This window comes from Chitinophaga oryzae (assembly GCF_012516375.2).
In the GTDB taxonomy this organism is placed as follows: Bacteria; Bacteroidota; Bacteroidia; order Chitinophagales; family Chitinophagaceae; genus Chitinophaga; species Chitinophaga oryzae.
The window spans coordinates 4,021,993-4,044,332 of sequence record NZ_CP051204.2; the positions used below are offsets into that span (position 1 = coordinate 4,021,993).

A 22,340-nucleotide genomic window follows, 5' to 3' on the forward strand; every position below is an offset into this window, starting at 1 on the left:
TATCTTTGCTGGCTGCCCTAAAGCAGCCAGCTATGCAACTCCAGATAATTGACGTATATGCGGAAACGATATCCTGGCGCCGGAACGACCTGGTGGACTGGGCTTCGGGAGAAAAGATTTATGGCGACGGTGAATGGCCGCTGCAGCGGCTACATTATGCCTACGACTTCGACGCCGCCATCACTTCCGCTGATGGACAATACGCCTTGATTTTTGCAAAGCAGGGCACCAAGGGCCTGTTGCTGAAGAACGGCCGGATGCTTCGCGAAGTGAACCGCTCTTACTATCAGGCAGGGGTATACGAATATCCCGCTGTCTTCTTTGTCGCGTCCAACGGCAGGACGTACCTTGCCCATTGCCCGGAAGCTTACTGCCAGCTGGATTTTGAGGATGTGGAAACAGGGGAGGTGATCACGCGTGTGGAAGGCCGCCATCCGGACGATTATTTTTACTCCCGCCTGGAAGTCAGCGCCGACAACCAATGGCTGATCAGCAAAGGCTGGGTATGGCATCCCTGGGACATGGTGGCAGCATTCAATATCGAAGCCTGTATACAAAACCCTTTACTGCTGGACAACGCCCGGAAAAATCCCGACGTAAACGCGGAAGTAGGTGTGGCTGGCTTTATCAGCAATCATGAAGTATTGGTGGGAGCCATCGGCGAGGGAGAACTGATGGATGATGAAGCGGAAAACGCGGAAGCCCTGCGGCCGGGTCAACTGGCCATCTGGGACCTGGAAACAGATCAGTTGTCAGCCTCCGTAACTATCAAAGGTATTTTTGGCAATATTTTTCCGATAGATGATACCTATACCTGGGACCTCGCGGGATTTCCCCGTATCATCAACTACCGCACCGGTGAAATAGTGGACCAGCTGCCAGAATTCCCGGTGAGCGCACAGGTGTCGTCCATTATCCACCACATCGAGGCGCCGCAGATCGCCTGTCACCACGCACGGAACATGATCGCGGTAGTAACGAAAGACCGGAAAGTAGGGCTATTGACCCGCTGACGGACGTAGCGACCGGTCAATGACTATCTTATGCCAGTCCGGTTGTACCCCTTATAATCATAGGCAATGTTGTGTGCCACCCATACAAAAAGGGCCCTTGTTTTTGACAGAGGGTCCTGATACCGGTCCGTCAGTTCATGGGTAAGCCGGCGAAGGTCTCCATGGCAGGAGACGGTCCGGGCCACACTGTCGGTAGTGGTAAAGTCTTTTACGGGTAAGGTGGCCTGCGCAATGGAGAGGCAGGGTAACAGCAGCAAGGGAAACAGCGATCGACCGAACATAGGTATAACGTTTATCGGTTACACGAAGTAGCCTTTTGATAACCCCTGCAAGATATGGATTTGGATAGCGGTAGAGACAATAAAAAGAGCAGCTTCTTTTGAAGCTGCTCTTTTATATAATCACTACGCGGATGGTTATGGTTTGTAAACGATGCGGTAGATGGTGCCCATCTTATCATCCGATACGTACAGGGAACCATCGGGGCCCTGTGCGAGGCCACAGGGGCGGTGTGCGGCATCGCCGGGGGCGGCGATGTTCTCTTTGCCGGCGAAACCTTTGGCAAATACTTCCCATTTGCCGGAGGGAGCGCCGTCTTTAAACGGCACAAAGGCCACGAAGAAGCCCTGTTGCGGTTCGGGCGCCCTGTTCCAGGATCCGTGGAAAGCAATGAACGCGCCGTTTTTGTAACGTTCGGGGAACATGCTGCCGGTATAGAACAGGAGGGCATTCGGCGCCAGGTGGCCGGGGAAGGTGGCTACCGGGTCGTCATATTTGTCAGTGACTGCTTTCTTGCCATCGCCGCCATATTCAGGGCAAACGATTTTTTTCTGCTGCACCTGGTCGTAGTAGATATAAGGCCAGCCTCCGTTGAAGCCTTCATGCAGTTTGTACATGGTTTCGGCAGGCAGTTCGGCGGATTGTTTGGCGTCATACAGTTCCGGGAAGAAATCGTGCAGGTTATCGCGGCCGTGCTGCATGACAAACAGGGCGTTGGCCTGGTTGTTCCAGTCGAGGCCTACTACGTTACGCAGACCGGTGGCATACCGTTTACCGTTATGGTATCCCTGGTTCAGTTCATTGGCTTTGAATATCCAGATGCCGCCAGCGGAATCCAGCAGGGGACAGGGCTGCATGCCCGGAGAGCCTTTAGTGCGGTCTTTCTCCTGGCAGGCGTTGGACGGCGCCCCTATATTCACATAGAGGTTACCGTTATTATCCAGGGCAATGGATTTTGAATTGTGCTGGCCGCGGTCTATCAGGCCGCTGACAAGCGTGTCCGGATGCTGCGGGTCGGCCACTTCCTGCTGATCGTTCAGTTTGTAGCGGAACACGCTGGTGTTGGAAGAGGCGTACAGGTAGCCGTCTTTGATGGCTATGCCGGTACCGCCGAAAGGCGCAAATGCGGAGCGTTCATCTGCGCGGCCGTCACCGTTTTTATCTTTCAGCACCACGATGGCGTTGCCGTTGACCGGGTTTTCCAGTTTTACATATACGACCCCGTTCTGGCTGACGGTCAGGTGCCGGGCGTTGCCGGTACTATCGGCAAAACGAAGCGCGCCAAAGCCTTGCGGCAGTTCCAGTCCTGCATTGCCGGTATCGGCGGCCGGCTCTTTGGGCGTTTCTTTGACAGGGTTGTTGTTACAGCTGTGCAGCACCAGCATGGCAGACGGTAATAAAAGGCCCAGGGCTACCGTCCTGAAAACCCGCTTGTCTGACCGCATGGGCCATAATCCTGTTTTCATAGTATTGTGTTTAGTGCTAAAAAATTTCATTTTCCTATGTCCGTAACCGTTGACGACCATAAAAAGTACGAAATTAATAGAAGATGCAGAAAAAAATATGACACACGGAGCAGGCTCCGTAAGCAGCAGATGGAGATGTGTACAACGGTATCGTCAGGCAGGGGTCTGAAAACGGGGCAGGTGCGCGGACAAAGCCTGATAGAGTTCGTTGAAATGCACCGGCTTCGAAATATAGGCACTGGCGCCGGCCAGCAGCAGCTCTTCCTTTACTGAAACAAAAGCGTCTCCCGACACCATCAGCACCGGTATGTCTTTCAGGAAACTGTCGCGTTGCAGGTGCCGCAGCAATTCCCGGCCATTCATGCCGGACATGTGCAGGTCGGTGATAACAATGTCCGGCCGCTCCAGCTGTATCCGGTGCAGCGCGTCTTCGCCATCATCACAAAGGGAGGGAATGATGCCCATGTGAGCTAGTATCCTGGTGAGCAGTGCGCTGCTGACAGGATCGTCTTCTATCACCAGCGCTGTTGCACCCGGAAATACATTCCGGCGGTAATGCTGCTTGATGGGCGTATGGCTGTTTTCCCGCGCTGCTTCCAGTGGCAGCGTGAAAGCGATGATGGTATGGGTGCCCATCTCATCCGGTTCCAGGTAAATCCGGCCACCCAGCAGTGTGACGAGGTGCTTGGTGATGGACAGTCCCAGCCCGGTAGCCTCGGTGATCTGGTTACGCTCCGACACAAATGCCTCGAAGATATGCCGGGCTTTTTCAGGATGAATGATGCCCTCGTTGATGACCCGGAAGAGGATCTCCTGTTGGTGGCGTTCGCAGGTAACAGATACAATGCTGTTGCCGGTGGCGAACTTCACCGCGTTGGACAGGAGGTTGTTGATGATTTTGGTTAGGATAATTTTATCGCTGCTGATAATGGCCGGTAGTTGCCGGTCGAAGCTTTCGCGAATGACAATACCCCGCGAGTGCGCTATGTAACGGCTGATAGCCGCACAATGTCCCACACACTCTTTCAGATCCAGTGATTCCCGGGTAACAGTGTTAAACCTTCCTGCGTCGATGCGCGACATGTCCAGCACATTGTTGATGATGTTGCGTGCGATATAACAGGCGGAATACAGATCATCTATCTCGCGCCGCTCTTCGGTATTCTGCTGATCGCTTTTACGCAGCTGCAGCAACTGGGCGATACCATAAATAGCGTTGAGGGGTGTACGCAGTTCGTGGTAAGTTTCCCGCAGGAACGTGCTTTTGGCGATGGAAGCTTCCTTGGCCTTTCTCTCTGACTGCAGCAGGGCGTGGATTTTACCGATATAAAACGACATGACCAGCACCATCATGGTCACGAAGCCTGCCGATGTCAGCAGGTGCATCATATAGACGGCGTTGTCGTTCAGCTGCAGCGGCACAATCACCGGATGCCGGCGGTTGACGTGCACCAGCGCTATCAGGAACAGGGTGATCACCAATGTGGACAGCAGTACCTTGCGCTCCCTGTTCAGGAAAAAGGTACTGCAAAGATGGAAGACGATGACGGCCAGGAAGGCGATCACCAGGTCGTTGGGAATGGCGTCTTCCAGCAGGCAGCTCCAGTACACGGCAAAGATGCCGTGTATCAGTAACATGATCAGGCTGGCCCTGAAATACTGACGGTAGTGATTCAGCAGGACGACTATCATAAAGCCGGCGGCTTCTGTTACCACCGGTACGAGGATAAACGGCGTGGGATGCAATACATAAAAGTAAGAGCCGATGCTCAGTACCATCAGGGTAACAATAAGTGCCAGGGAATTGGAGAGGACCACAGGGCGTTTTTCCTCATCGCTGGCGAGGCCGGCGGTACCGGCCAGCAGGGGCGCCTTTAAAAGGGTAGTAATGCGGGGTTGGGTGGGCGTGTACATGTGACAGCATTAAATAAGATTTTCAATAGTTTTTTGAGGGTGTTCTGTGTTTGTTGTAACAGCGCTATTACGCCTGTAAGCATGTTTTAGCAAGGCTTTGGTTTAAAAATCTCTTGTCATAAGCTTCAGGTAAACTACAAATCCACTTAAAATTAGGAAAGCAGGAGAGAGGTAAAACAGCAGGCAGCTATCATTTTTGTAAAAAAAAATAATGATCAGTTTGTTTCGATTTGTTTTATTTGTTTTCTTTTTAGGTTTTTATTTCTTATTTTTCTGACCGTATTCAACCAAAATTGAAAAGCCGAAGACAGGGGCGCAATGTGAACTTTACGTTATGAATCAGCGTAAGCATATGATTTTCATTATACCAGCTATATTTTCGTCCACCTGAAAAAGTTTAAAACCATATGAAACCTATCTGTCACTTTCTTTTTCTATTGTCTTTATTGACATGTTGCCTTTTCCTGCAGCCGTCAGCGGCCCAAACCACGCAGGCGTCTATACAAGGCACGATTACGGACGATGGTAAGCAGCCGGTGCCCGGCGCTTCGGTGATGATTCGTAACGAGTCAACCGGGTTTACCAGCCGGACCGTCTCCAATGCCAAAGGTTATTTTGTGTTCAAGGAACTTCCGCTGGGTGGCCCTTATTCAATTGTGGCACGGTACATGGGTTTTGAAGAGCAGAAAAAGACCGGTTATAACCTTAACCAGGGCGATGTGGTCGGCGTTAATTTTGCGCTCGGCTCCAGCGTACAGCAAATAGCAGGCATTACAGTGACCGGCAATGCCAATGCAAAAGGAAAAGTAGAAAACCTCGGCGCCGCCACGGCCGTGTCTCCCAAGCTGATGAACAAGATGCCGGTTAACGGCCGGAATTTCGCCAACCTGATGGACCTTTCCCCGTTGAGCAGGGGCGGCAATATTTCCGGTCAGCTGGGTTCTTCCACCAACTTCTCCATCGATGGTATGACGGCCAAGAACCCCACGTCCGCCGGCGCCACGACGAGCCGCAGCGGCGCGCCTTATTCCATTTCCATCGAGGCGGTGCGCGAGTTCAAAGTAGTGACCAACCAGTACGACGTGACCTACGGCCGCAGCGGCGGCGGTACGGTAAGTGCCGTGACCAAGTCCGGTACCAATACGCTCACCGGTTCCGTTTTTGGCTTTGGCAGGGCTAACTGGCTTACCAGTAAATACGACATCAAAGGCAACAAACGCGCCAACGACTACTCCACCTATCAGTTTGGCTTCTCGCTGGGCGGCCCGCTCATTAAAGATAAGCTGCACTTCTTCGTTACCTGGGACCGCCAGGTAGACAAGCGCTCCCTGGTAATAGCCGACATACAGACCGCGGCTGACGAGGACTTTTTCAAGATCACCCGGGCGAAACTCGATTCAGTGGTACAGATAGGACGCGAAAAGTATGGCATATCACCCACACAGGCACAATACGGCTCTTTCGATAAAAAACGTATATCCGATGCAGTATTTCTGCGTCTCGACTGGCAGATCAACAAAAACAACCTGCTGACGATCCGCAACAACCTCACCAACGATAATAACAAGCTGGGGCTCGTGGATAACACCCCCATCAACCTTTATGAGTCGACAGGGAACGATTTCAACTTCGACAACAGTTTCCTGGTAACGCTTCGTTCTTCCATTAATCCTAAAATAACGAACGAACTGAAGGTACAGCACCTGTATACCTACCAGAGCAGCGAGCCAGGCAACCAACTGCCTGCGTCCAACATTCCCAGGGCCATCGTTGAAAATATTCCTTCCGTTACCGCTACCGGTAACCGCTCCACGAATGTTGAATTCGGAGGCCACCGCTTCGCGCAGGAGTTCTTCAGAAACAACGTTTTTCAGCTGGTGAATAACCTCTATTATAATACCAACAACATCCGCTACACGTTTGGAGTTGACTTCATGTACACCCACGCCAGGTCCCTCTACGGCAGCGAAGTGAACGGCCGTTTTCATTATAATACCATCTCCGGGTTACTGGCCAACAAACCCTACAACTTCTACCGCGAAGTGCCGCTGATGGACGATCCCAGCGTAGTGTCCAATATCTTCAACATCGGCTTTTACGGACAACTGCAGACGAAAATCGCTACTGGCATGGAAATTACAGCCGGTCTCCGTGGAGATTACGCACATTATCCCACCTCGCCGTTCAACCAGCTGGTGTTTGATGAGCTGGGCGTGCGCACAGACCATAAGCTCCGCTCGTTTATTATCCAGCCACGCTTCCAGCTGACCTGGGATGTGCAGGAAAAACACCGCGACTATATTCGTGTGGGCGCCGGCGTATTCGCTTCAGACATTAACAACTATGTGGTGATCAACAATCTCACCTTCGACGGCAAACATTTCGGCACCGTGGATGTAAGAGGCGCAGACGTTCCGGCGGCGGATTTCATCGGCTTCCGCAACAACCCTTCATCCAAACCCACACTGGCGCAATTCCAGCTGCCTACCATCAATACGAACGGCCCCGATGCAAAAGTGCCGGTAGTATATAAAGCCAACATATCCTATACCCGCTTTATTACCGAAAGGCTGAGAGCCGGCATTACCGGGTATCTCACGCTGGCCAGGAACAACTACTTCTATGTCGACCGCAATATGGCGCAAACACCTTTCTTCACGCTGAAGGACGAAGATAACCGCGGGGTGTTCGTTCCGCTTAATACGATGACGAAAGACGGCATTCCTAACTGGAAAGACGGCCGTATCAGCAAGAACCTGGGCCGCGTGCTGGAGCTGAACAGCGATGGAAAAGTAAACCAGATGGCGGTGGTGGTAGACGTGTCCTATAACTATCATAAAGACGGTGAGTTATCTCTCAGTTACACCTGGAATGATACGAAAGACAATACTTCATTTAATGGCAACGTGGCCAACTCCGCAACGCTTTCCCTGCCGGTGAAAGACGACCCGCGGAACCTGAGCAATGTCACCTATTCTGATAATCAGTTCAGGCACAAAGTAGTGTTCTACGCCGTGTCTCCCACCTGGAAAGGGTTTAACCTGGGCATCCGTTATTCCGGTATAGGCGGTACACGTTACAGCCTGTTGTCCGGCGTGAACAGCAACGGGGACTTTGTTAACGGTACCAATGACCTCGCCTATATCTTCGACCCCAATAACAGCGCCGTGCCCAAGAACGTGCGTGACGGCCTGCAGGCGGTATTGAATAACCCCAAAGCCAGTCCCAGTATCAAGGATTATATCCGCAGATATGCCGGCAGAATGGCTGAAAGAAACGGCGGTATCAATGGTTTCTATGGTACGTTCGATCTGCGCGTAAGTAAGAAGTTCTCTTTCGGAAAAACTAAAACGCAGGGCTTTGAAGTTTCCGCTGACCTGTTTAACGTAGCCAACGTCTTCAATAAAAAATGGGGAACGTATAAAAACCTGGGCAACCAGGGCCTTTATAAAAGAGAAGGCTTTGACGTGGTTAACCAACGATTCAACTACGGCGTAAACACGGATGGCTCCGTGGAACCTACCGGTAACCCCTTCCAGTTCCAGATCGGCTGCAGATACAGTTTCTAGCCTGCTCCAAATATTGTTGAATGAAAGGGCTGTTCGGAAGCCTTACCGACATCCCGCCAGGGTCCTGGTTAAATTGTCCTGATCGGCATTTTTGATGCAATCAGACTGTTTAACCAGGACCTTAACCTTAAATTAATATTGGACGAACGCGGTGAATTTACTTATGGCTTATCTTTATTCCCGTTGATTTATGCCAGCGAGAGCCCTGAACCCATGATCAATACCGTGCTGTAGCCCCCTGAGAAGTAGCCCTGTTTTTATTTCAAAATGACCAAAATTCTGTGACCCGCGCGTTTATTAACCTAACATATACATTATGAAAAAAAATCAATTACTGTTAGCAGCAGCTATCCTGACCTTTATTGTTAGTTCCTGTAAAAAAGATGTTCAACCCGACGTTGAAAGCCCACAGACCGTTAAAAGTTTTAAAGACCTGCAAAAAGTTCCCAATGCCGTAGTCAACGTTAAGGCAGGAAACATCAGCCTGCAGGATGTATTGAACAACAACAAACAGAGCATTCTGTCATTTCTCCGGGACAGCGCGTGGGCCAATGGGACCGGGAAGACCATGATCTTTTCTTCTGATGAGCAGATCGCTCCCGAGAACCAGTTAAGGCTCGTGTATCCCGGATCAGTACTGCAATCTTCCGGCATCGCCAACCTGCAGTATGTGCCGCTTGCACAGCTCCAGGGTAAAGTGAAGCCGATCACTGTTTCTGTTTCAGCGCCAGGCAAGTACATTACTGCCGATATTCCAAAGCCCAGCCTTTCCGCCACAAGGTCCTTCATCAGCAATGTTTTTGGCAGCCAGGTGGGTAATGAGCTGGTAGGCTTTCAGTTTGACATGAGCCAGTTTACCTATTATGAAGAGCTGAAGCTGGCTATCGGCGCCAATGTAAACATCGGCTCCATGTTCTCTGTAGGCGCTTCTTTCGGCAAAGAAAAAGTGGAAAAAACCACCGGCCTCATTGCTAAATTTATCCAGAAGAACTTCACCCTGGACATGGACCTGCCGTCAGAAGGCAATCTGTTCGATTCCACTGTTACTCCTGCGATGCTGGCGCCGTATTCTCCGGTGTATGTAAGCTCCATCACCTATGGAAGAATGGGTATTATCAAGGTAGAGTCCAATTATTCCTATGATGTGCTGAAAGTCGCTTTCAACCTGGCGTTTAAAGTGTCCACTGTTGGCGGTGGTGTTACCGTTGACGCCCAGACGAAAAAGATCATCGACGAATCAAGCATCATGGTAAGGACCATTGGCGGCGAAGGCAGCGAAGTGACCAAGACCATTGTTGGTTACGACGAATTCAGAAAATATATTGAATCCGGCGGAAATTATACCGCACAGGCGCCTGGTTTCCCGCTGTATTTCACATTGAGCCACGTTAGCGACCATTCTGTGTTCAGCACCATCTTCAATGTAAACATCCCCAATCAATAATTCCTATGACCTATATTAAAAGGATAACCGGCGCTGCCGCGTTACTTTTGCTCATTCTGTCGGGATGCAAAAAACATAACGACGTCGCAGGCACTAACAGCATGCAGGGGCTATCCAAAGTATCCCTGCCCACTATTGAGCTGAAAGCCCATAACTATCTCCCCGGTGGAATCGGTGTGGTGAAGTTCGGCGAAATGGACCCTAATACTGCAGCCAATGAAGTAAAGACCAATACGGTGGAGCTACGCGATAGTATCTGGACCGATGGTTTTGGCAAGACCGTGATCGGCGTTTCAGATGAGATCAGTATTTCGCAAACCACACATTTACAGCGCGCTTTTGCCGGATCGCTGATACAGGGTAATTCGATCAATGACCTGACCCTTAAGCCCATAGCGACCTATCAAAGCAAGGTGAAGCCGTTGAAAGTATCTGTTTCGTTCCCCGCAAAACGTGTGAGCGGCGTGATCAGCAATGTGAGCCTGTCCGGCACCAGGTCATTCATCTCCGATATCATGTACAACAACCAGCTGGGCAACCAGTACGCTTCCTATGGCTACAGCATGGAGCGGTTTACATCATATGACGAGATTAAAACTGCCTTTGGTTCCAACGTTAATACCAGAGCGCTGTTCTACAAAAGCTCCAGCTCTTCTTCCGGTGAGGAACACCGTATTACCAAAAGATCCGGTATTTATGTGCGTTTCGTGCAACGGAACTTCACCATCGACGTGGACCTGCCGGATGGCGGCAACCTGATGGACCCTTCTGTCAATCCGGCCGACCTGGCCGGGATGAGCCCTACCTACGTTAGCTCTATCACCTATGGCAGAATGGGCATCATGTCGATTGAATCGGACTCTTCTTATGAAGCCACGTATGAGGCGTTCAACAAAGCTTACAAAGCACTGTTTGTGAGCGGTTCGAGCTATCTTACTGAAAGCGAGAAGAGAATCATTGATCACGCGGACATGCGTTTGTTCCTCGTAGGTACCGATGGGGAGGCTACCGTTAAATCCGTGCTCGGATTTGATGCGTTTCTGAAGGTGGCGCAGGAAGGACAGCAGTTTTCCGCCGACAAGCCGGGCGTTCCTATCTATTTCTCACTGAGCAACCTGTCAGACCACAGCCTGGTGAAACAAACGTTCAGGGTAAGCGTGTACACTGATCCGGTGTATGCCAGGATGGAAACGGAAGGCGTAAAGACTGAAACGGCCCGGAACTGGTATGGTGATCAGTGGGAAGATCTGACGAAAACGAAAGGACGCGTATTTGTCCGTTTTTATTCGGATGTACAGGCTACGAAGCCCACCAATCCGCCGTTGTTCGTGAGATTTAACTACAAGGTAGTAAAGAGAAATGTCTTTGCTGTATATGGAATGCCGGGGGGCAGCTTCCCATATGAAGAAAAGACCACGGAGGAAAAAGGTTTTTGTTACAATGTGTTCCGGATCACGCAGTATCCGCTGGCAGATCCTGCACTGCTGGAAGATCGAACGGAACGTAACAGGACTTACCAGGAGGACACGATGACCCTTACTGAGACCACCTCCACCTCGGATGAGTATACGTATGTGTTGTTGCCGGGTGATTTTTATAAGGTGCTGACACCTGTCAGACGATAAATAAGTGATAATGATTTTGATAAACCATCAATACGGGAAGAAATTTCTTCTTCCCGTATTCCTTATTTACAGCGTTTTAGCGGCGTGTAAAAAGAATGATGACGTTCCTAAGGTGCCCGATGTTACTGCAAAGGAGCCACTTTGGGCGGATTCTGTCTTTCTGTACGCGAGCCAGGTTTACCTGTGGAATGAGCAGCTGCCGGCCATAAAAGATTTTAACCCGCGCAGATATGTTTCGTCCGAAGGCCAGCTACACTACAAAAAGGAGTTGTTCGATATCAGCCAGATGGCCATTAATAGCCAGACCGGCAACCCCTACGAGTTTAACCGGTTGATACCTTCCATACCGAAATACAGCGCTATTTTCGGCGCGTCCGACAATGGCCCTGAGATGGTAACGGCAGAGGTGTCAGACAGGTTCGGCGTCAGCATCGTAGTGGTCCAGGAGCAGGCGTTATATGTTAAATACGTTGTAAAGGGAAGCGATGCGGAGAGGGCCGGTATCAGAAGAGGGATGCGGATCGTCAGCATCAACGGGCGCCCCGTTGAGATAACGGCTGCCTACATTGCGACGATCATGAAGATTTTCAATGAAGGGACACAACTGGACCTTCTTTGCAGGGACCACAACGTGGACCGCCGGTATAGCCTCGCCTACAAAAGAAACAACTACTTTGAGCCTATCCTGAAAGATACGGTCCTGTCGCTGCCGGATGGCCGCAAGGCCGGTTATCTGGCTTATCTCCGGTTTACCGATGTCCGGCATGTCTATAAAGACCTCGATCGTGTTACCGGCGGCTTTGCCGCCAGCGACGTATCTGACGTGATCATTGACCTTCGTTACAACGGCGGCGGCAATCTTACGGAACTGGACCGCCTGGCGAACCTGCTGGCGCCATTTGCCGCCGATGGAAAGGTAATGCGAAGAGAACAATACAATGACCTGGTGAAGTCCGGAAAGGCCACGCTGCTTTCAAAACAACCAATTTTCGGCGCTGACGGCTTACCGATTTATTACAACGGGAGGGTAATCACCTATGGGGATGTCGATTACACGGAAGAAAAAAATACGGTCTACTTTAACAAAACGGCAGGAATAGGCACGCTCAAAGACCTGTACGTCATCGTAAGCGAGCATACCGCTTCGGCTGCCGAGTTGTTGGTCAGCTGCCTCCAGCCTTACCTGAAGATAAAAATCATAGGAGTGAGCGCAGCTGCCGGGAACCTTACGGCTGTCAGAACGTACGGGAAACCCGTTGGCTTCTTTCCGCTGGTGATCGGCAACATGAGCGTTTATTATTCCTTGTTCAGGAACGTGAATGCCAACGGAAAGGGTGACTATTATGACGGGCTGCAAGCCGATATCAGCGTGTATGATGATCCGCAGTTTGATTTTGGCAGCAGGGGAGAAGCTGGCCTGGAAGCCGCACTGGCCCTGATCTCCGGCCAACGCGCGCAACATCCTGCAACGGAGCTGATACGTGGCGCCGCAGCTTCCTGGAGGGATTTGAACGTGCAGGAACATCCACCCGGCATGCAAAAGTCGACGATCATGCTGAAAGATGGTACCAGTATTCGTGTTGACCGATAGGGGCACCAAAGGCTGTAAAAATGGATGAAGTATTGTTGCCGGCTGTCCGGGCTAAATGTTTAAATTTACAATGAATCAATACATACAGCTTTGGAAACGACAGACGAACAATTACTGGACAACCCTGCCTGGAGCGCGCTCACAACGGTGCAGGCTCCATTGGCGGAAGGTACCGCTCACTGCAAGAGATACAGGAGAGAAGTTCTCTCTTTTGTCGCCTGCGATCATGCGGCAGGCCATTCGCTGGAAGAATTACAGCCATGGATACACGAAGGGGAATCGTTTTACCTGATAGGGACGTTGCCGCCGCTGCCGGCCAACTGGCAGGTGGTGCACGAATTGCCGTGTGCGCAGATGGTCCTGCAGCGCATGAATGAAATACCAGCAAAGACGCCGGTGGAGATCGCTGTAATGACCGCTGCGGATGGAGGCGACATGTATGACCTGGTCAACCGGGTGCAGCCGGGTTATTACAATCCTGGCACACCGTTGCTGGGCACCTATTACGGTATCCGGCAGGAAGGCCGCCTGGTAGCCATGGCGGGCGAAAGGATGCGTATGCAGGGGTTTACGGAGCTGAGCGCCATCGTCACCGATCCGGCCTTTACCGGCAGAGGGTTTGCGCAACAGTTGATCACCCGTTTGTGCCAGCAGCATGCAGCTGACGGCGCCACCTCCATGCTGCATGTGTCCGTGGCCAATGAGCGGGCCATCCGGCTGTATGAGCATATGGGCTTTGTGACCCGCCGCGAAATCGTTTTCAGAAAAATCGTCACGGGGTAATCACTTTTTAAACCTTGCAGGGTACATCCACGCACTGACCTGGTACGGATAGGGCTCGTACATTTTATTGTCTTCTGTAAACGTGTAACCCTGTTTGAAATCATCATAAGCTTTCTGCATAACCTCCCGGGCTTCTGCGTCGCGTTGCAGACGCATCAGGCATTGCGCTTTGTAATAGCCCGCATCGGAAAATTGCCCGTATAGCAACAGGCTGTAGGTAAAGCGGTCCAGCGCTTCGGCGTATTTTCCCTGCTCGAAATCTACAATACCCAGGTAAAAAGGATAGAGGCTGTGCAAGGGCGCTTCGGTACCGGATTGCTCCCAGCGCTCCACACACTGCCGGAAGTAAGTCCGGGCGCTGTCATATTGGTTCAGCTGAAGGTAGCAAAGGCCCAGGTAAAAATCATAAGGATGGTCCATTACGCCGTAGTGACCGCTTATCCGCTTCGCCTCTCTGAAATCGGCGATCGCCGACACATATGATTTCTGGAAAATACATTTGATGAAAGCACGGTAGTCGAGGTATTCGGACGGATCATAGGCCACCGCCTTGTCCAGATAGGCCATGCCGGCTTCATACTTACGCTGTTTAAACAGCGGCATGGCTTTCAGCTGCCATAACTGTGCATTGCGCGGTAGCAGTGCCAGCCCGCTGTCCAGGCACCGGCCCCATTCCGGCGCAAAATAATGGTACCGGGCGGCGGCTTCAACATAGTGCTGCGAGATGGAGTCCTGCTGCTTCGCGGTAAATACCGGTGGTTGTGCATGGCTACCGTGTGGAAGGAGCCATAGGGCGATAAAGAGGCAAACGGTGTATTTCATGAGGTTACTTCAATAGTGACAGGGAAGTTATCGCATTACCGCCATTTAAAAAAGCCTGCCGGGGGCTTTTACGCCGGCAGGCTTTTGATATATCGAAGTAGATCGTTACCGGGCGCTAACCGGTGCGCCATAGGCTTCTTCGATCGTTTTCAGGTCCAGCTTTTTCATTTTGAAGATAGCGTTCATCACACGGCTGAGGCGTTCTTTGTCTTTATCCATGAGCATTTCGCCCAGTTGTACCGGCACCACCTGCCAGGACAGACCGAATTTATCTTTCAGCCAGCCGCATTGGTCGGCTTTGGGATCGCCACCGGCACGCAGTTTTTCCCAGTAGTAGTCTATTTCTTCCTGTGATGCACAGTTCACCATGAAAGAAACAGCCTCGTTGAACTTAAAGTACGGGCCGCCATTGAGCGCCACAAAGTGTTGACCATCGAGTGTAAAGTCAACGGTCAGCACAGAACCGGCCGGCATCCCGTGTATATCGTGACCGGCCTCGGTGTAATGGGTAATGTTGCCGACAGAAGAATTTTTAAAGATGGAAGTATAGAACCTGGCCGCTTCTTCGGCCTGGTTCTCAAACCACAGATGTGGTGAAATTCGCTGGGAAATGATGCTGCTTGCCATAGTGTTTATTTTTTTAACAACTAAGGAATGAAGAGGTTTGATGACATCCCAAAGGTAAAACGGACCTGCCGTTCTACTGGGGGGAGGAGGCGACTTTGTAAAGGGGTATTTGCGACATCGGTATGAATATCTTATTTTAGACGGATGAACCTGAAGTAATCATCCATGAAATTTTTACCGATAGAACGTTATACGTTGTTAACCAAACTTTCCCGGGAAGAAATAAAAGCGCGCCTGGAGGCGAACGTAGAGCCCAAAAGCACCAGGCTGCAGGTCCGGATCGGATGGTCTAAACCCAGGACCACCAAGCCTTATCAGGGGGCGGTCAGCACAAATGGTTTTTACATCAGCCGTATTATCAATTACCGTAACTCCTTTCTGCCGGAGATCAGGGGAGAAGTCAGCCATGAGATAGTGCATACTGCTGTTAAGATCGACATGCAGGTGTCGTGGTTTGTGCGGGTATTTATGTTGTTCTGGTTTGGGGCTGTGGTGGCGGGCCTGGTGCTGTGCGTAGGAGCGATCATCAACGGGTCCCGTGCGGGAGATAAATTCGATCCCTTTTTGCTGGTGCCTTTCCCGATGTTGATATTTGGTTACCTGTTGGTGAGGCTGAGTTTCCAATATGAAGTCAACAAATCCAAAAAGTTCCTGCGCGACCTCCTTCAGGGGTGGGAAGAAGGCAAGGCCTGAGGTTGATCAGGAAAGCCCTAAGGCTTCCATGATCAACGGTATTTGTACCAGGAGCCGGTGTTGAACAGCAAAGCCTGTTCATCTTCCTGTACCCAATCCTTTTCAATCAGCTTTTTCAGCCCCATATAGGTGGCGCTTCCTTCAGGCGATAGCAGGATACCCTCTGCTTCGGCAATTTCGGAGATACCGGCTTCCATTTCTTCTTCGGTGACGGTCAGCGCTTTACCGTCGCTTTGCCGGATTACTTCCTGCATCATGTCTTTTGCAAAAGGCTGTGGAACAGCCAGTCCATAAGCGATGGACGGATAACCGCTGAAGTCATCAGGTAGATTTCCGTTTTCGATGTACTGTACCATGGGAGCACAATTTTGAGATTGAATAATAATCATTCTGGGCAGCTTGCCGGTGACCCAGCCCAGCTGCTGCATTTCGCGGAAGGCTTTCCACATGCCTATCAGGCCGGTGCCGCCGCCGGTGGGGTAAATAATCACATCGGGCAACTGCCAGTGCAGCTGTTCGGCGATTTCATAGCCCATCGTTTTTTTGCCTTCCAGGCGGTATGGTTCTTTTAAGGTGGACATGTCCAAACCGCCGGTTTCCTGCACCAGCTGACGCGCCCTGCGGCCGCAGCTGTCTATCAGCCCGTCGGTGAGCAGCAGTTCCGCCCCGTACAGGCGGCATTCTTCCTGCAGCGTCGCCGGCGTATGCCGTGGCATGATCACTGTCGCTTTCATCCCTGCTTTGGCGCAATAGGCGCTTAAGGCGCCGCCTGCGTTACCGGCAGAGGGGATGATGCAATGTGTGACGCCCAGTTCCTGCGCTTTGGATACCGCCACGCTGATACCCCGGGCTTTGAAGGAACCGGTGGGATTTACACTTTCATCTTTCAGTAATATCTGTACGCCCGTGCGCGCACTGAGCGTGTGCAGGGTGGTCAGCGGCGTGCCGCCTTCTCCCAGGCTCACTATATGACGGGGATCCGCTACCGGCAACATTTCACGGTACCGCCAGATACTGTGGTCCCGTTCTTTGAGAAAATCAGGTGCAGGCAGGTCGCAGGTATAGACGGCTGTCAGCGGTTGCTGGCAGCAGGTGGCGTACGACTGCAATACGGTGGCATCGTATAGCTTTCCGCAGCGGGGGCACTGCAAAGCGGTGAGGCGCGATATGTTCTTTTTTGTAAGTGTCATTCCTTGTAAATGTAGGAATGACCTATAACAAACAGATGGTCTATTTTGTTATAACCTATAACTATTGGTTATATATGCTTCTGGCGTAGCGGATCAGTTTTTTATTCAGCTCACTGGTTTCGCCTTTCCGCTGAATGAAGTAAAAACTTCTTTCTATATGAAGTCCCTCAAAGGAAATCTCCGTCAGGTCACCCTGCTTCAGTTCCTTGAACACAGAGCGTTTGGGCAGAAAGCCAATACAGCCCGACTCTATCAGGAAGTTCTTCAGCGCCTCAGTGCCGCCTAACCGCGCTTTGATCTGTAACTCATCGATGCCGGTCTTGTGTTTCTGCAACGCATCTTTCAGCGCTTCCAGGGTGCCGCTGCCACGTTCCCGCAGTGCAACGGGCATTCGCAATACCTCTTTCAATGGATAGTGCCTCGTTTTGGAGAACCCGCTCTTCCTGCCGCAAACGGCAATCACCTGGTCGTTGATAAAAGGGTGATACACCACGTTGGTCAGCTTGCCGCGGCCTTCTATAATACCCAGGTTGATCTCCTGGTTTAACAACGCCTCCAGCACAATTTCAGCGTTGCGGTTCAGCAGGTTGATCTCTACCTGCGGATACTCTTGCTGAAAGGCAGACAGCACCTTCGGCAATATATACAGCGCCACGGTAGTACTGGCGCCCAGCTTCAGCAACCCCTTGGCCTGGTGCTTGTCGCTGAAAGCGGCCATCTCAAACTCCGTGTCAGCCTGTATGTTCGCTACCTGCAATAAACGCTTCAGTAAAAAACTGCCGGCATCTGTCAGTGATATCTGGATGCCCTTGCGCTCAAACAAACGCGTTCTGTAATATTCTTCCAGGTACTTCACATGTTTGCTGATGGCCGGCTGCGAGATAAACAGGGTCTGGCTGGCCTTGGAGAAACTTTTCTCCCGGGCCACTTCAATAAAAACCTGATGGTGGGTAGAAAGCATGATAAATTACGAATTACGAATTACGAATTACGACCGGAGGCGCGTCTATGTAATTTACAGGATTAGTTGCCGCAGAAAAAAAATAAAAAGAAATAAAACGTTTGTTACATTTGAGATACACAAAAAAATTTCCCAACATTCTTTATGTCCACCCGCTCCAGGAACGCTGTTCACGCGTTGCCACAGAAGATCGCCGCGCTCGATCATCTGCGTGCATTCGCTATTTTCTTTGTCTTCTATTACCACTATCGCATTTTCCCGCACCCGGAATGGCTGGACACGCCTGCGCGTTTCGGGTGGACAGGGGTAGACCTGTTTTTTGTCCTTAGCGGTTACCTTATTGCAGGCCAGCTGTTCAAAGAAGTGGCAGATACGGGAACGGTTAAACTGAAACCGTTTTATATCAAACGCTTTTTCCGCATTGTCCCGCCGTACCTGCTGGTGCTGGCTTTATACTTTTTTCTACCGGTTTTCCGGGAGAAAGAAATGCTGCCGCCCTTGTGGAAATTTCTCACCTTCACACAGAACTTCGGACTAAACCTCAAAACACATGGTACGTTCTCTCACGCGTGGTCGCTTTGTGTGGAGGAGCAGTTTTACCTCCTGTTTCCCTGCCTGCTGGCCCTGCTGCTGTATGTAAAGGCCGGTCGTAAAGCTTTCTGGCTGATACCGGTGCTTTTCGCCGGCGGGCTTGCCTGCCGCTGGTGGATATATAACGTGCTGGTGGCGCCCGCGGGCGACGACCCTAACTTCTGGGTGATCTGGTACCGCGCCATCTATTACCCGGTATACAACCGGCTGGATGGGCTGCTTGCCGGCGTAGCGATCGCCGCGCTGTTTCAGTTCAGGCCGTTGGCGAAAGAGTGGGTCAACAGATACGCCAATGGTTTATTTGCTGTGGGATTGGCTTTGCTCACGGCAGCGTGGTTTGTAACGGAAAACAGTTTTTCCCCGGTGTCCACCGTATATGGTTTCCCGTTAGTGTCCGCCGGCTACGGCGCGATCGTGGCAGCGGCGGTATGTCCCCGCTGCTGGCTGTACCGTGTTCACTCCCGTGTCACAGCGCTGATTGCAGCGCTTTCCTATGCTATTTATCTGAGCCATAAAGGCGTGATACATGTAACGCAGGACCTGCTGGGAGGCCTTGGCCTGGCTAAAAACAGCGGCTGGATGATGCTTTGCTGCACGTTGACCTGCATCCTGGCAGCGTGGCTGATCCGACTGCTGGTAGAAAAGCCGGCGCTGAGAATACGGGACCGTGTGTTATCCCGCAGTGGCGGAGCTGTACGCCCGCCCGTTTCTCAGCAGCAGGCAGCATGACGTATATTACCCGGCAATCCTGCCATCTACCAGGTGGATCACCTTATCGGAACGGCGGGCGAAATCATCATCATGCGTGACGGTCAGGATGGTTTGTCCCCGCTCTGAAGAGAGCTGACGGAAAAGATCGAACACAATGGCGGCATTCTGGCTGTCCAGGTTGCCGGTAGGCTCATCGCCCATAATGATCAGCGGTTCGTTGATCAATGCGCGGGCAATGGCCACCCGCTGCTGCTGTCCGCCGGAGAGGAGGGACGCCCGTTTGGTGGCTTGCGCATCTACCCCTAATAGTTTTAAAAGGTCTATGGCTTTCTGTTCGATCTCGGCGGGAGAATAGCGTGCCAGTTTCAGCGCCGGCAGCATCACATTGCGGAGCACACTGAATTCGGGCAACAGGTAGTGAAACTGGAACACGAAGCCGATGTGATGATTGCGGAAGTCCGCCAGCCACCGGTTACGCTTGCCCTGCATCTCTTCGCCGTTGATGCGGATGCTGCCCTCAAAAGCCGTGTCCATAGTAGATAACAGGTACAGCAGCGTGGATTTGCCACTGCCGGATTTACCGGTAATGGAAACGAAATGGCCTTTTTCTATGTCGAGGCTCACGTCTGTCAGCACCTGCATCCGGGTGGGCTGGTCAAAATATTTGTTGATATTCCTTACTTCTATCAGGTTCATGGTCATCCTCTTAAAATCGTAATAGGATCTACACGGGCGGCTTTGCGGGATGGCAGGTAGCCGGCCAGCGTAGTGGTGAGAATACCGAAGGTGAAACCGGTCACGTAGTACACGGCGCTGAAGCTCACGGGTAAATGGTCCAGTGTGATCATTACATCGCTTTTATAGGGCATTTTGGAAATGCCATATGCTGCCAGGAAACCGAACACCAGTCCCATCAGCGCGCCGGTCAGCCCGATGATCAGCGCCTGCACCAAAAATATCCAGCGGATATCGGTATCGGAAAAGCCCATCGCTTTCAGGATGGCGATGTCTTTCATCTTTTCGTAGATCATCATGGTGAGGATGTTGAAGATACCGAACCCGGCTACCAGCAGGATGGTAACGGCAACGCCATACACGATCATTTTACGGAGCGCGTCGCCCTCCAGCAGGGCGGAGTTGTCCTGCTTCCAGTCGGAGCCGTGAAAGCCGTATTTGGCCTGCAGTTCCCTGGACATGGCCGGCGCCTGTTCCATATCGTGCAGTTTTATTTTGATGTCGGTGATATAGGATGCCGGCACTTCCAGAAAGCGCTGCACGGTATTGAGGCTGGCGTAACTCTGCTGTTTGTCGATATCGGTAAGGCCGGTTTTGAAGATACCGACCACCTTTACGGAGAAATTGTTGCCTTTTTCGGTAGTCACCTCCAGCCGGTCGCCGGTTTTGACGTTGAGCCGTCTGGCCAGGCCTACGCCTACCACGATGCTGTTGGGCAGCGTGGAAAGCTCTCTGAAGCTGCCGTCCACCAGTTTAGCCTGTAAGTTGAACAGCGCATTCTCCTGCTCAAAACGGATACCGTTGATGGTGCCGTTGATACTGCTGGAGCCAAGCCGGTAAAATACCTGCGAGCTGACGGAGCCGGAGATAGCGGCCACCCGCGGGTCTTTTTGCAGGGCCTGTACAATCTGCGGGCCGTCCTTCAGGCTGAGCAGGATATCTTTGGGCTTTACGTGACTGACCACATTAACGGCGCCGGGTTCAGCCCTGTCCAGGATATTGGAAGAGGCTGTCTGTATCTCGTTGTACAGGCGCAGGTGCGGCGACTGTTCAAACGCTACCGCCTGTACGAAATCGTTGGAGCCCTGTATAAAGCTGACCATGAAGATGAACACCGTGATACCAAAGGTGACGCCTGCGGTGGCGATCACCGTTTGTTTCAACCGGGCACGCATATGCGTGAAGGCTATGGTAGCTGCCAGTTTGATATTGGTGAATATTTTCATCGTCCTTCTTTTATGGCGATCACATCGCCTGCTTTCAGACCGGATTTTATTTCTACCCAGTCGCCACTGCGGATACCGGTAACAACAGCGCTTTTGCGAAGGTCACTGCCTTGTTGCAGGTATACGCTGTCACCTTTCATCAGGTAATCGGAGGGCACTACCAATGCGTTGATACGTTCCCGTATGAGGATATTCGCTTCTACCGATGATTGCGGATAAAAGCGGGCAGTGTCCTGCACGGCCGCTTCTACCTGGAAACTGCGGCTTTCCTTTTGCAGCAGCGGAATGATTTTATTGATGGTAGCGGAAAATTGTTTGCCTTTGTAAACATCGGTTTCGAAATATACTTTCTGCCCGGTTTTTATCTTACTGATATCGCGTTCGTCTACCAGCAGCTCCAGTTTGAACTGTCCGGGCAGCCCGACCATCACTACCGGGTCATTGAGCTGCGCCAGCTCGCCGGTTTTCAGGTATACTTTATACACCAGCCCGTTGACAGGGCTTTTCAGTACTTTCCCTTCGCGGCCTTGTGTGTTGGCTGCCAGCTGCTGTTTGGCTTCCAGCAGTTTGCCGGACAGGTCTTTTTGCAGGGTCTGGTACCGGTCCTGCAACGTTTTGTATTCCGTGGCGCTGGTAGCGGCCTGCACGCGGGCCTGTTCCGCGTCCTTTTCGGACACGGCTTTGCTTTGTGCCAGCTCCGTATATCTGTCGGCGTTAAGGGCGTCCTGCTCCTTTTTTGTTTTAGCCAGTGCGATGCGGCTTTGCAGTTCAGTGAGCGCGGCGGAGTGTTCCTGTGCATTGCTGCCGGCCAGTGCTACCTGCTGTTGCAGGATGTTTGCCTGTTCCAGCTGGCCGGGCGTGCCCAGCACGGCCAGGACTTCATTTTGGCGGACAGTGTCGCCTTCTTTCACCAGAACGTTCAGCAGCAGGTCGGCGGAATTGGCTTTCAGGAAGTAATAAGCTTCAGGCATGATTTCTCCGGAAGCATATACTGCTTCGTTCAGTGTGCGCGACTGCACCGTGTAGGTAGCGGTTTTGGATTTGCAGGCAATGAGCAGCAGCGTCATTCCTGCGATGGAGAGCAATGTTTTCATGCAGAT

At 51.7% G+C, this 22,340-nt stretch carries 18 protein-coding genes; 8 read left to right on the plus strand and 10 right to left on the minus strand.

Annotated features, from left to right (window positions below):
• Nucleotides 1-32 precede the first annotated feature (32 nt).
• Nucleotides 33-1,013 carry a hypothetical protein gene (locus HF324_RS16715; protein ID WP_168803561.1) on the plus strand — a complete coding sequence of 327 codons (981 nt, stop codon included), beginning with the start codon at nucleotides 33-35 and terminating at the stop codon, nucleotides 1,011-1,013.
• A 23-nt stretch (nucleotides 1,014-1,036) separates the two neighbouring features.
• Here HF324_RS16715 and HF324_RS16720 read toward each other — a convergent pair whose 3' ends face one another.
• From HF324_RS16720 to HF324_RS16730, 3 genes are all read right to left on the minus strand, one after another.
• Nucleotides 1,037-1,294, minus strand: a complete 258-nt coding sequence (locus tag HF324_RS16720) for a transglutaminase-like domain-containing protein (protein ID WP_168803562.1) — start codon at nucleotides 1,292-1,294, stop codon at nucleotides 1,037-1,039.
• Nucleotides 1,295-1,429: 135 nt separating this feature from the next.
• On the minus strand, nucleotides 1,430-2,758 hold the full coding sequence (locus tag HF324_RS16725; RefSeq protein WP_258539540.1) for a PQQ-dependent sugar dehydrogenase: 1,329 nt from the start codon (nucleotides 2,756-2,758) through the stop codon (nucleotides 1,430-1,432).
• Nucleotides 2,759-2,911: 153 nt separating this feature from the next.
• Nucleotides 2,912-4,672, minus strand: a complete 1,761-nt coding sequence (locus HF324_RS16730; protein ID WP_168803563.1) for an ATP-binding response regulator — start codon at nucleotides 4,670-4,672, stop codon at nucleotides 2,912-2,914.
• A 407-nt stretch (nucleotides 4,673-5,079) separates the two neighbouring features.
• Here HF324_RS16730 and HF324_RS16735 point away from each other — a divergent pair, with 407 nt between their 5' ends.
• From HF324_RS16735 to HF324_RS16755, 5 genes are all read left to right on the plus strand, one after another.
• Complete coding sequence (locus tag HF324_RS16735) at nucleotides 5,080-8,241, plus strand: TonB-dependent receptor (protein ID WP_168860306.1); 3,162 nt, start codon at nucleotides 5,080-5,082, stop codon at nucleotides 8,239-8,241.
• A gap of 316 nt (nucleotides 8,242-8,557) precedes the next feature.
• Nucleotides 8,558-9,685 (plus strand): thiol-activated cytolysin family protein, encoded by a 1,128-nt coding sequence (locus HF324_RS16740; RefSeq protein ID WP_168803565.1) that lies wholly within the window; start codon nucleotides 8,558-8,560, stop codon nucleotides 9,683-9,685.
• A 5-nt stretch (nucleotides 9,686-9,690) separates the two neighbouring features.
• Nucleotides 9,691-11,310 (plus strand): thiol-activated cytolysin family protein, encoded by a 1,620-nt coding sequence (locus tag HF324_RS16745; protein ID WP_168803566.1) that lies wholly within the window; start codon nucleotides 9,691-9,693, stop codon nucleotides 11,308-11,310.
• A 10-nt stretch (nucleotides 11,311-11,320) separates the two neighbouring features.
• On the plus strand, nucleotides 11,321-12,901 hold the full coding sequence (locus tag HF324_RS16750) for a S41 family peptidase (RefSeq protein ID WP_168860307.1): 1,581 nt from the start codon (nucleotides 11,321-11,323) through the stop codon (nucleotides 12,899-12,901).
• A gap of 90 nt (nucleotides 12,902-12,991) precedes the next feature.
• Nucleotides 12,992-13,684, plus strand: a complete 693-nt coding sequence (locus tag HF324_RS16755) for a GNAT family N-acetyltransferase (protein ID WP_168803568.1) — start codon at nucleotides 12,992-12,994, stop codon at nucleotides 13,682-13,684.
• Here the strand turns inward: HF324_RS16755 and HF324_RS16760 are convergent, their stop codons facing one another.
• Both HF324_RS16760 and HF324_RS16765 read right to left on the minus strand, forming a co-directional pair.
• Complete coding sequence (locus HF324_RS16760) at nucleotides 13,685-14,506, minus strand: tetratricopeptide repeat protein (protein WP_168860308.1); 822 nt, start codon at nucleotides 14,504-14,506, stop codon at nucleotides 13,685-13,687.
• Between the two features lie 105 nt (nucleotides 14,507-14,611).
• Entirely contained in the window at nucleotides 14,612-15,133 is a 522-nt protein-coding gene (locus HF324_RS16765) for a VOC family protein (RefSeq protein ID WP_168803570.1), read from the minus strand.
• 165 nt (nucleotides 15,134-15,298) lie between these two features.
• Here HF324_RS16765 and HF324_RS16770 point away from each other — a divergent pair, with 165 nt between their 5' ends.
• Nucleotides 15,299-15,826 (plus strand): hypothetical protein, encoded by a 528-nt coding sequence (locus tag HF324_RS16770; RefSeq protein ID WP_168803571.1) that lies wholly within the window; start codon nucleotides 15,299-15,301, stop codon nucleotides 15,824-15,826.
• Between the two features lie 32 nt (nucleotides 15,827-15,858).
• Here HF324_RS16770 and HF324_RS16775 read toward each other — a convergent pair whose 3' ends face one another.
• Nucleotides 15,859-17,016 (minus strand): threonine synthase, encoded by a 1,158-nt coding sequence (locus HF324_RS16775; RefSeq protein WP_168860309.1) that lies wholly within the window; start codon nucleotides 17,014-17,016, stop codon nucleotides 15,859-15,861.
• A 61-nt stretch (nucleotides 17,017-17,077) separates the two neighbouring features.
• Complete coding sequence (locus tag HF324_RS16780; RefSeq protein WP_168803573.1) at nucleotides 17,078-17,977, minus strand: LysR substrate-binding domain-containing protein; 900 nt, start codon at nucleotides 17,975-17,977, stop codon at nucleotides 17,078-17,080.
• Between the two features lie 144 nt (nucleotides 17,978-18,121).
• Between HF324_RS16780 and HF324_RS16785 the strand changes: the two genes are divergently transcribed.
• The gene (locus HF324_RS16785; RefSeq protein WP_168860310.1) at nucleotides 18,122-19,297 is read left to right on the plus strand and encodes an acyltransferase family protein; all 1,176 of its coding nucleotides are present in this window, start codon (nucleotides 18,122-18,124) and stop codon (nucleotides 19,295-19,297) included.
• 6 nt (nucleotides 19,298-19,303) lie between these two features.
• Here HF324_RS16785 and HF324_RS16790 read toward each other — a convergent pair whose 3' ends face one another.
• Genes HF324_RS16790 through HF324_RS16800 form a run of 3 tightly spaced genes read right to left on the minus strand, consistent with a single transcriptional unit; the run spans nucleotide 19,304 to nucleotide 22,334 of the window.
• The gene (locus HF324_RS16790; protein ID WP_246269565.1) at nucleotides 19,304-19,975 is read right to left on the minus strand and encodes an ABC transporter ATP-binding protein; all 672 of its coding nucleotides are present in this window, start codon (nucleotides 19,973-19,975) and stop codon (nucleotides 19,304-19,306) included.
• A gap of 2 nt (nucleotides 19,976-19,977) precedes the next feature.
• A complete protein-coding gene (locus tag HF324_RS16795) occupies nucleotides 19,978-21,240 on the minus strand; it encodes an ABC transporter permease (RefSeq protein ID WP_220100765.1) in 1,263 nt (420 codons plus the stop codon).
• Nucleotides 21,237-22,334, minus strand: a complete 1,098-nt coding sequence (locus HF324_RS16800) for an efflux RND transporter periplasmic adaptor subunit (RefSeq protein ID WP_168803576.1) — start codon at nucleotides 22,332-22,334, stop codon at nucleotides 21,237-21,239. The genes HF324_RS16795 and HF324_RS16800 overlap by 4 nt, the downstream gene beginning before the upstream one ends.
• Between the last annotated feature and the right edge of the window lie 6 nt (nucleotides 22,335-22,340).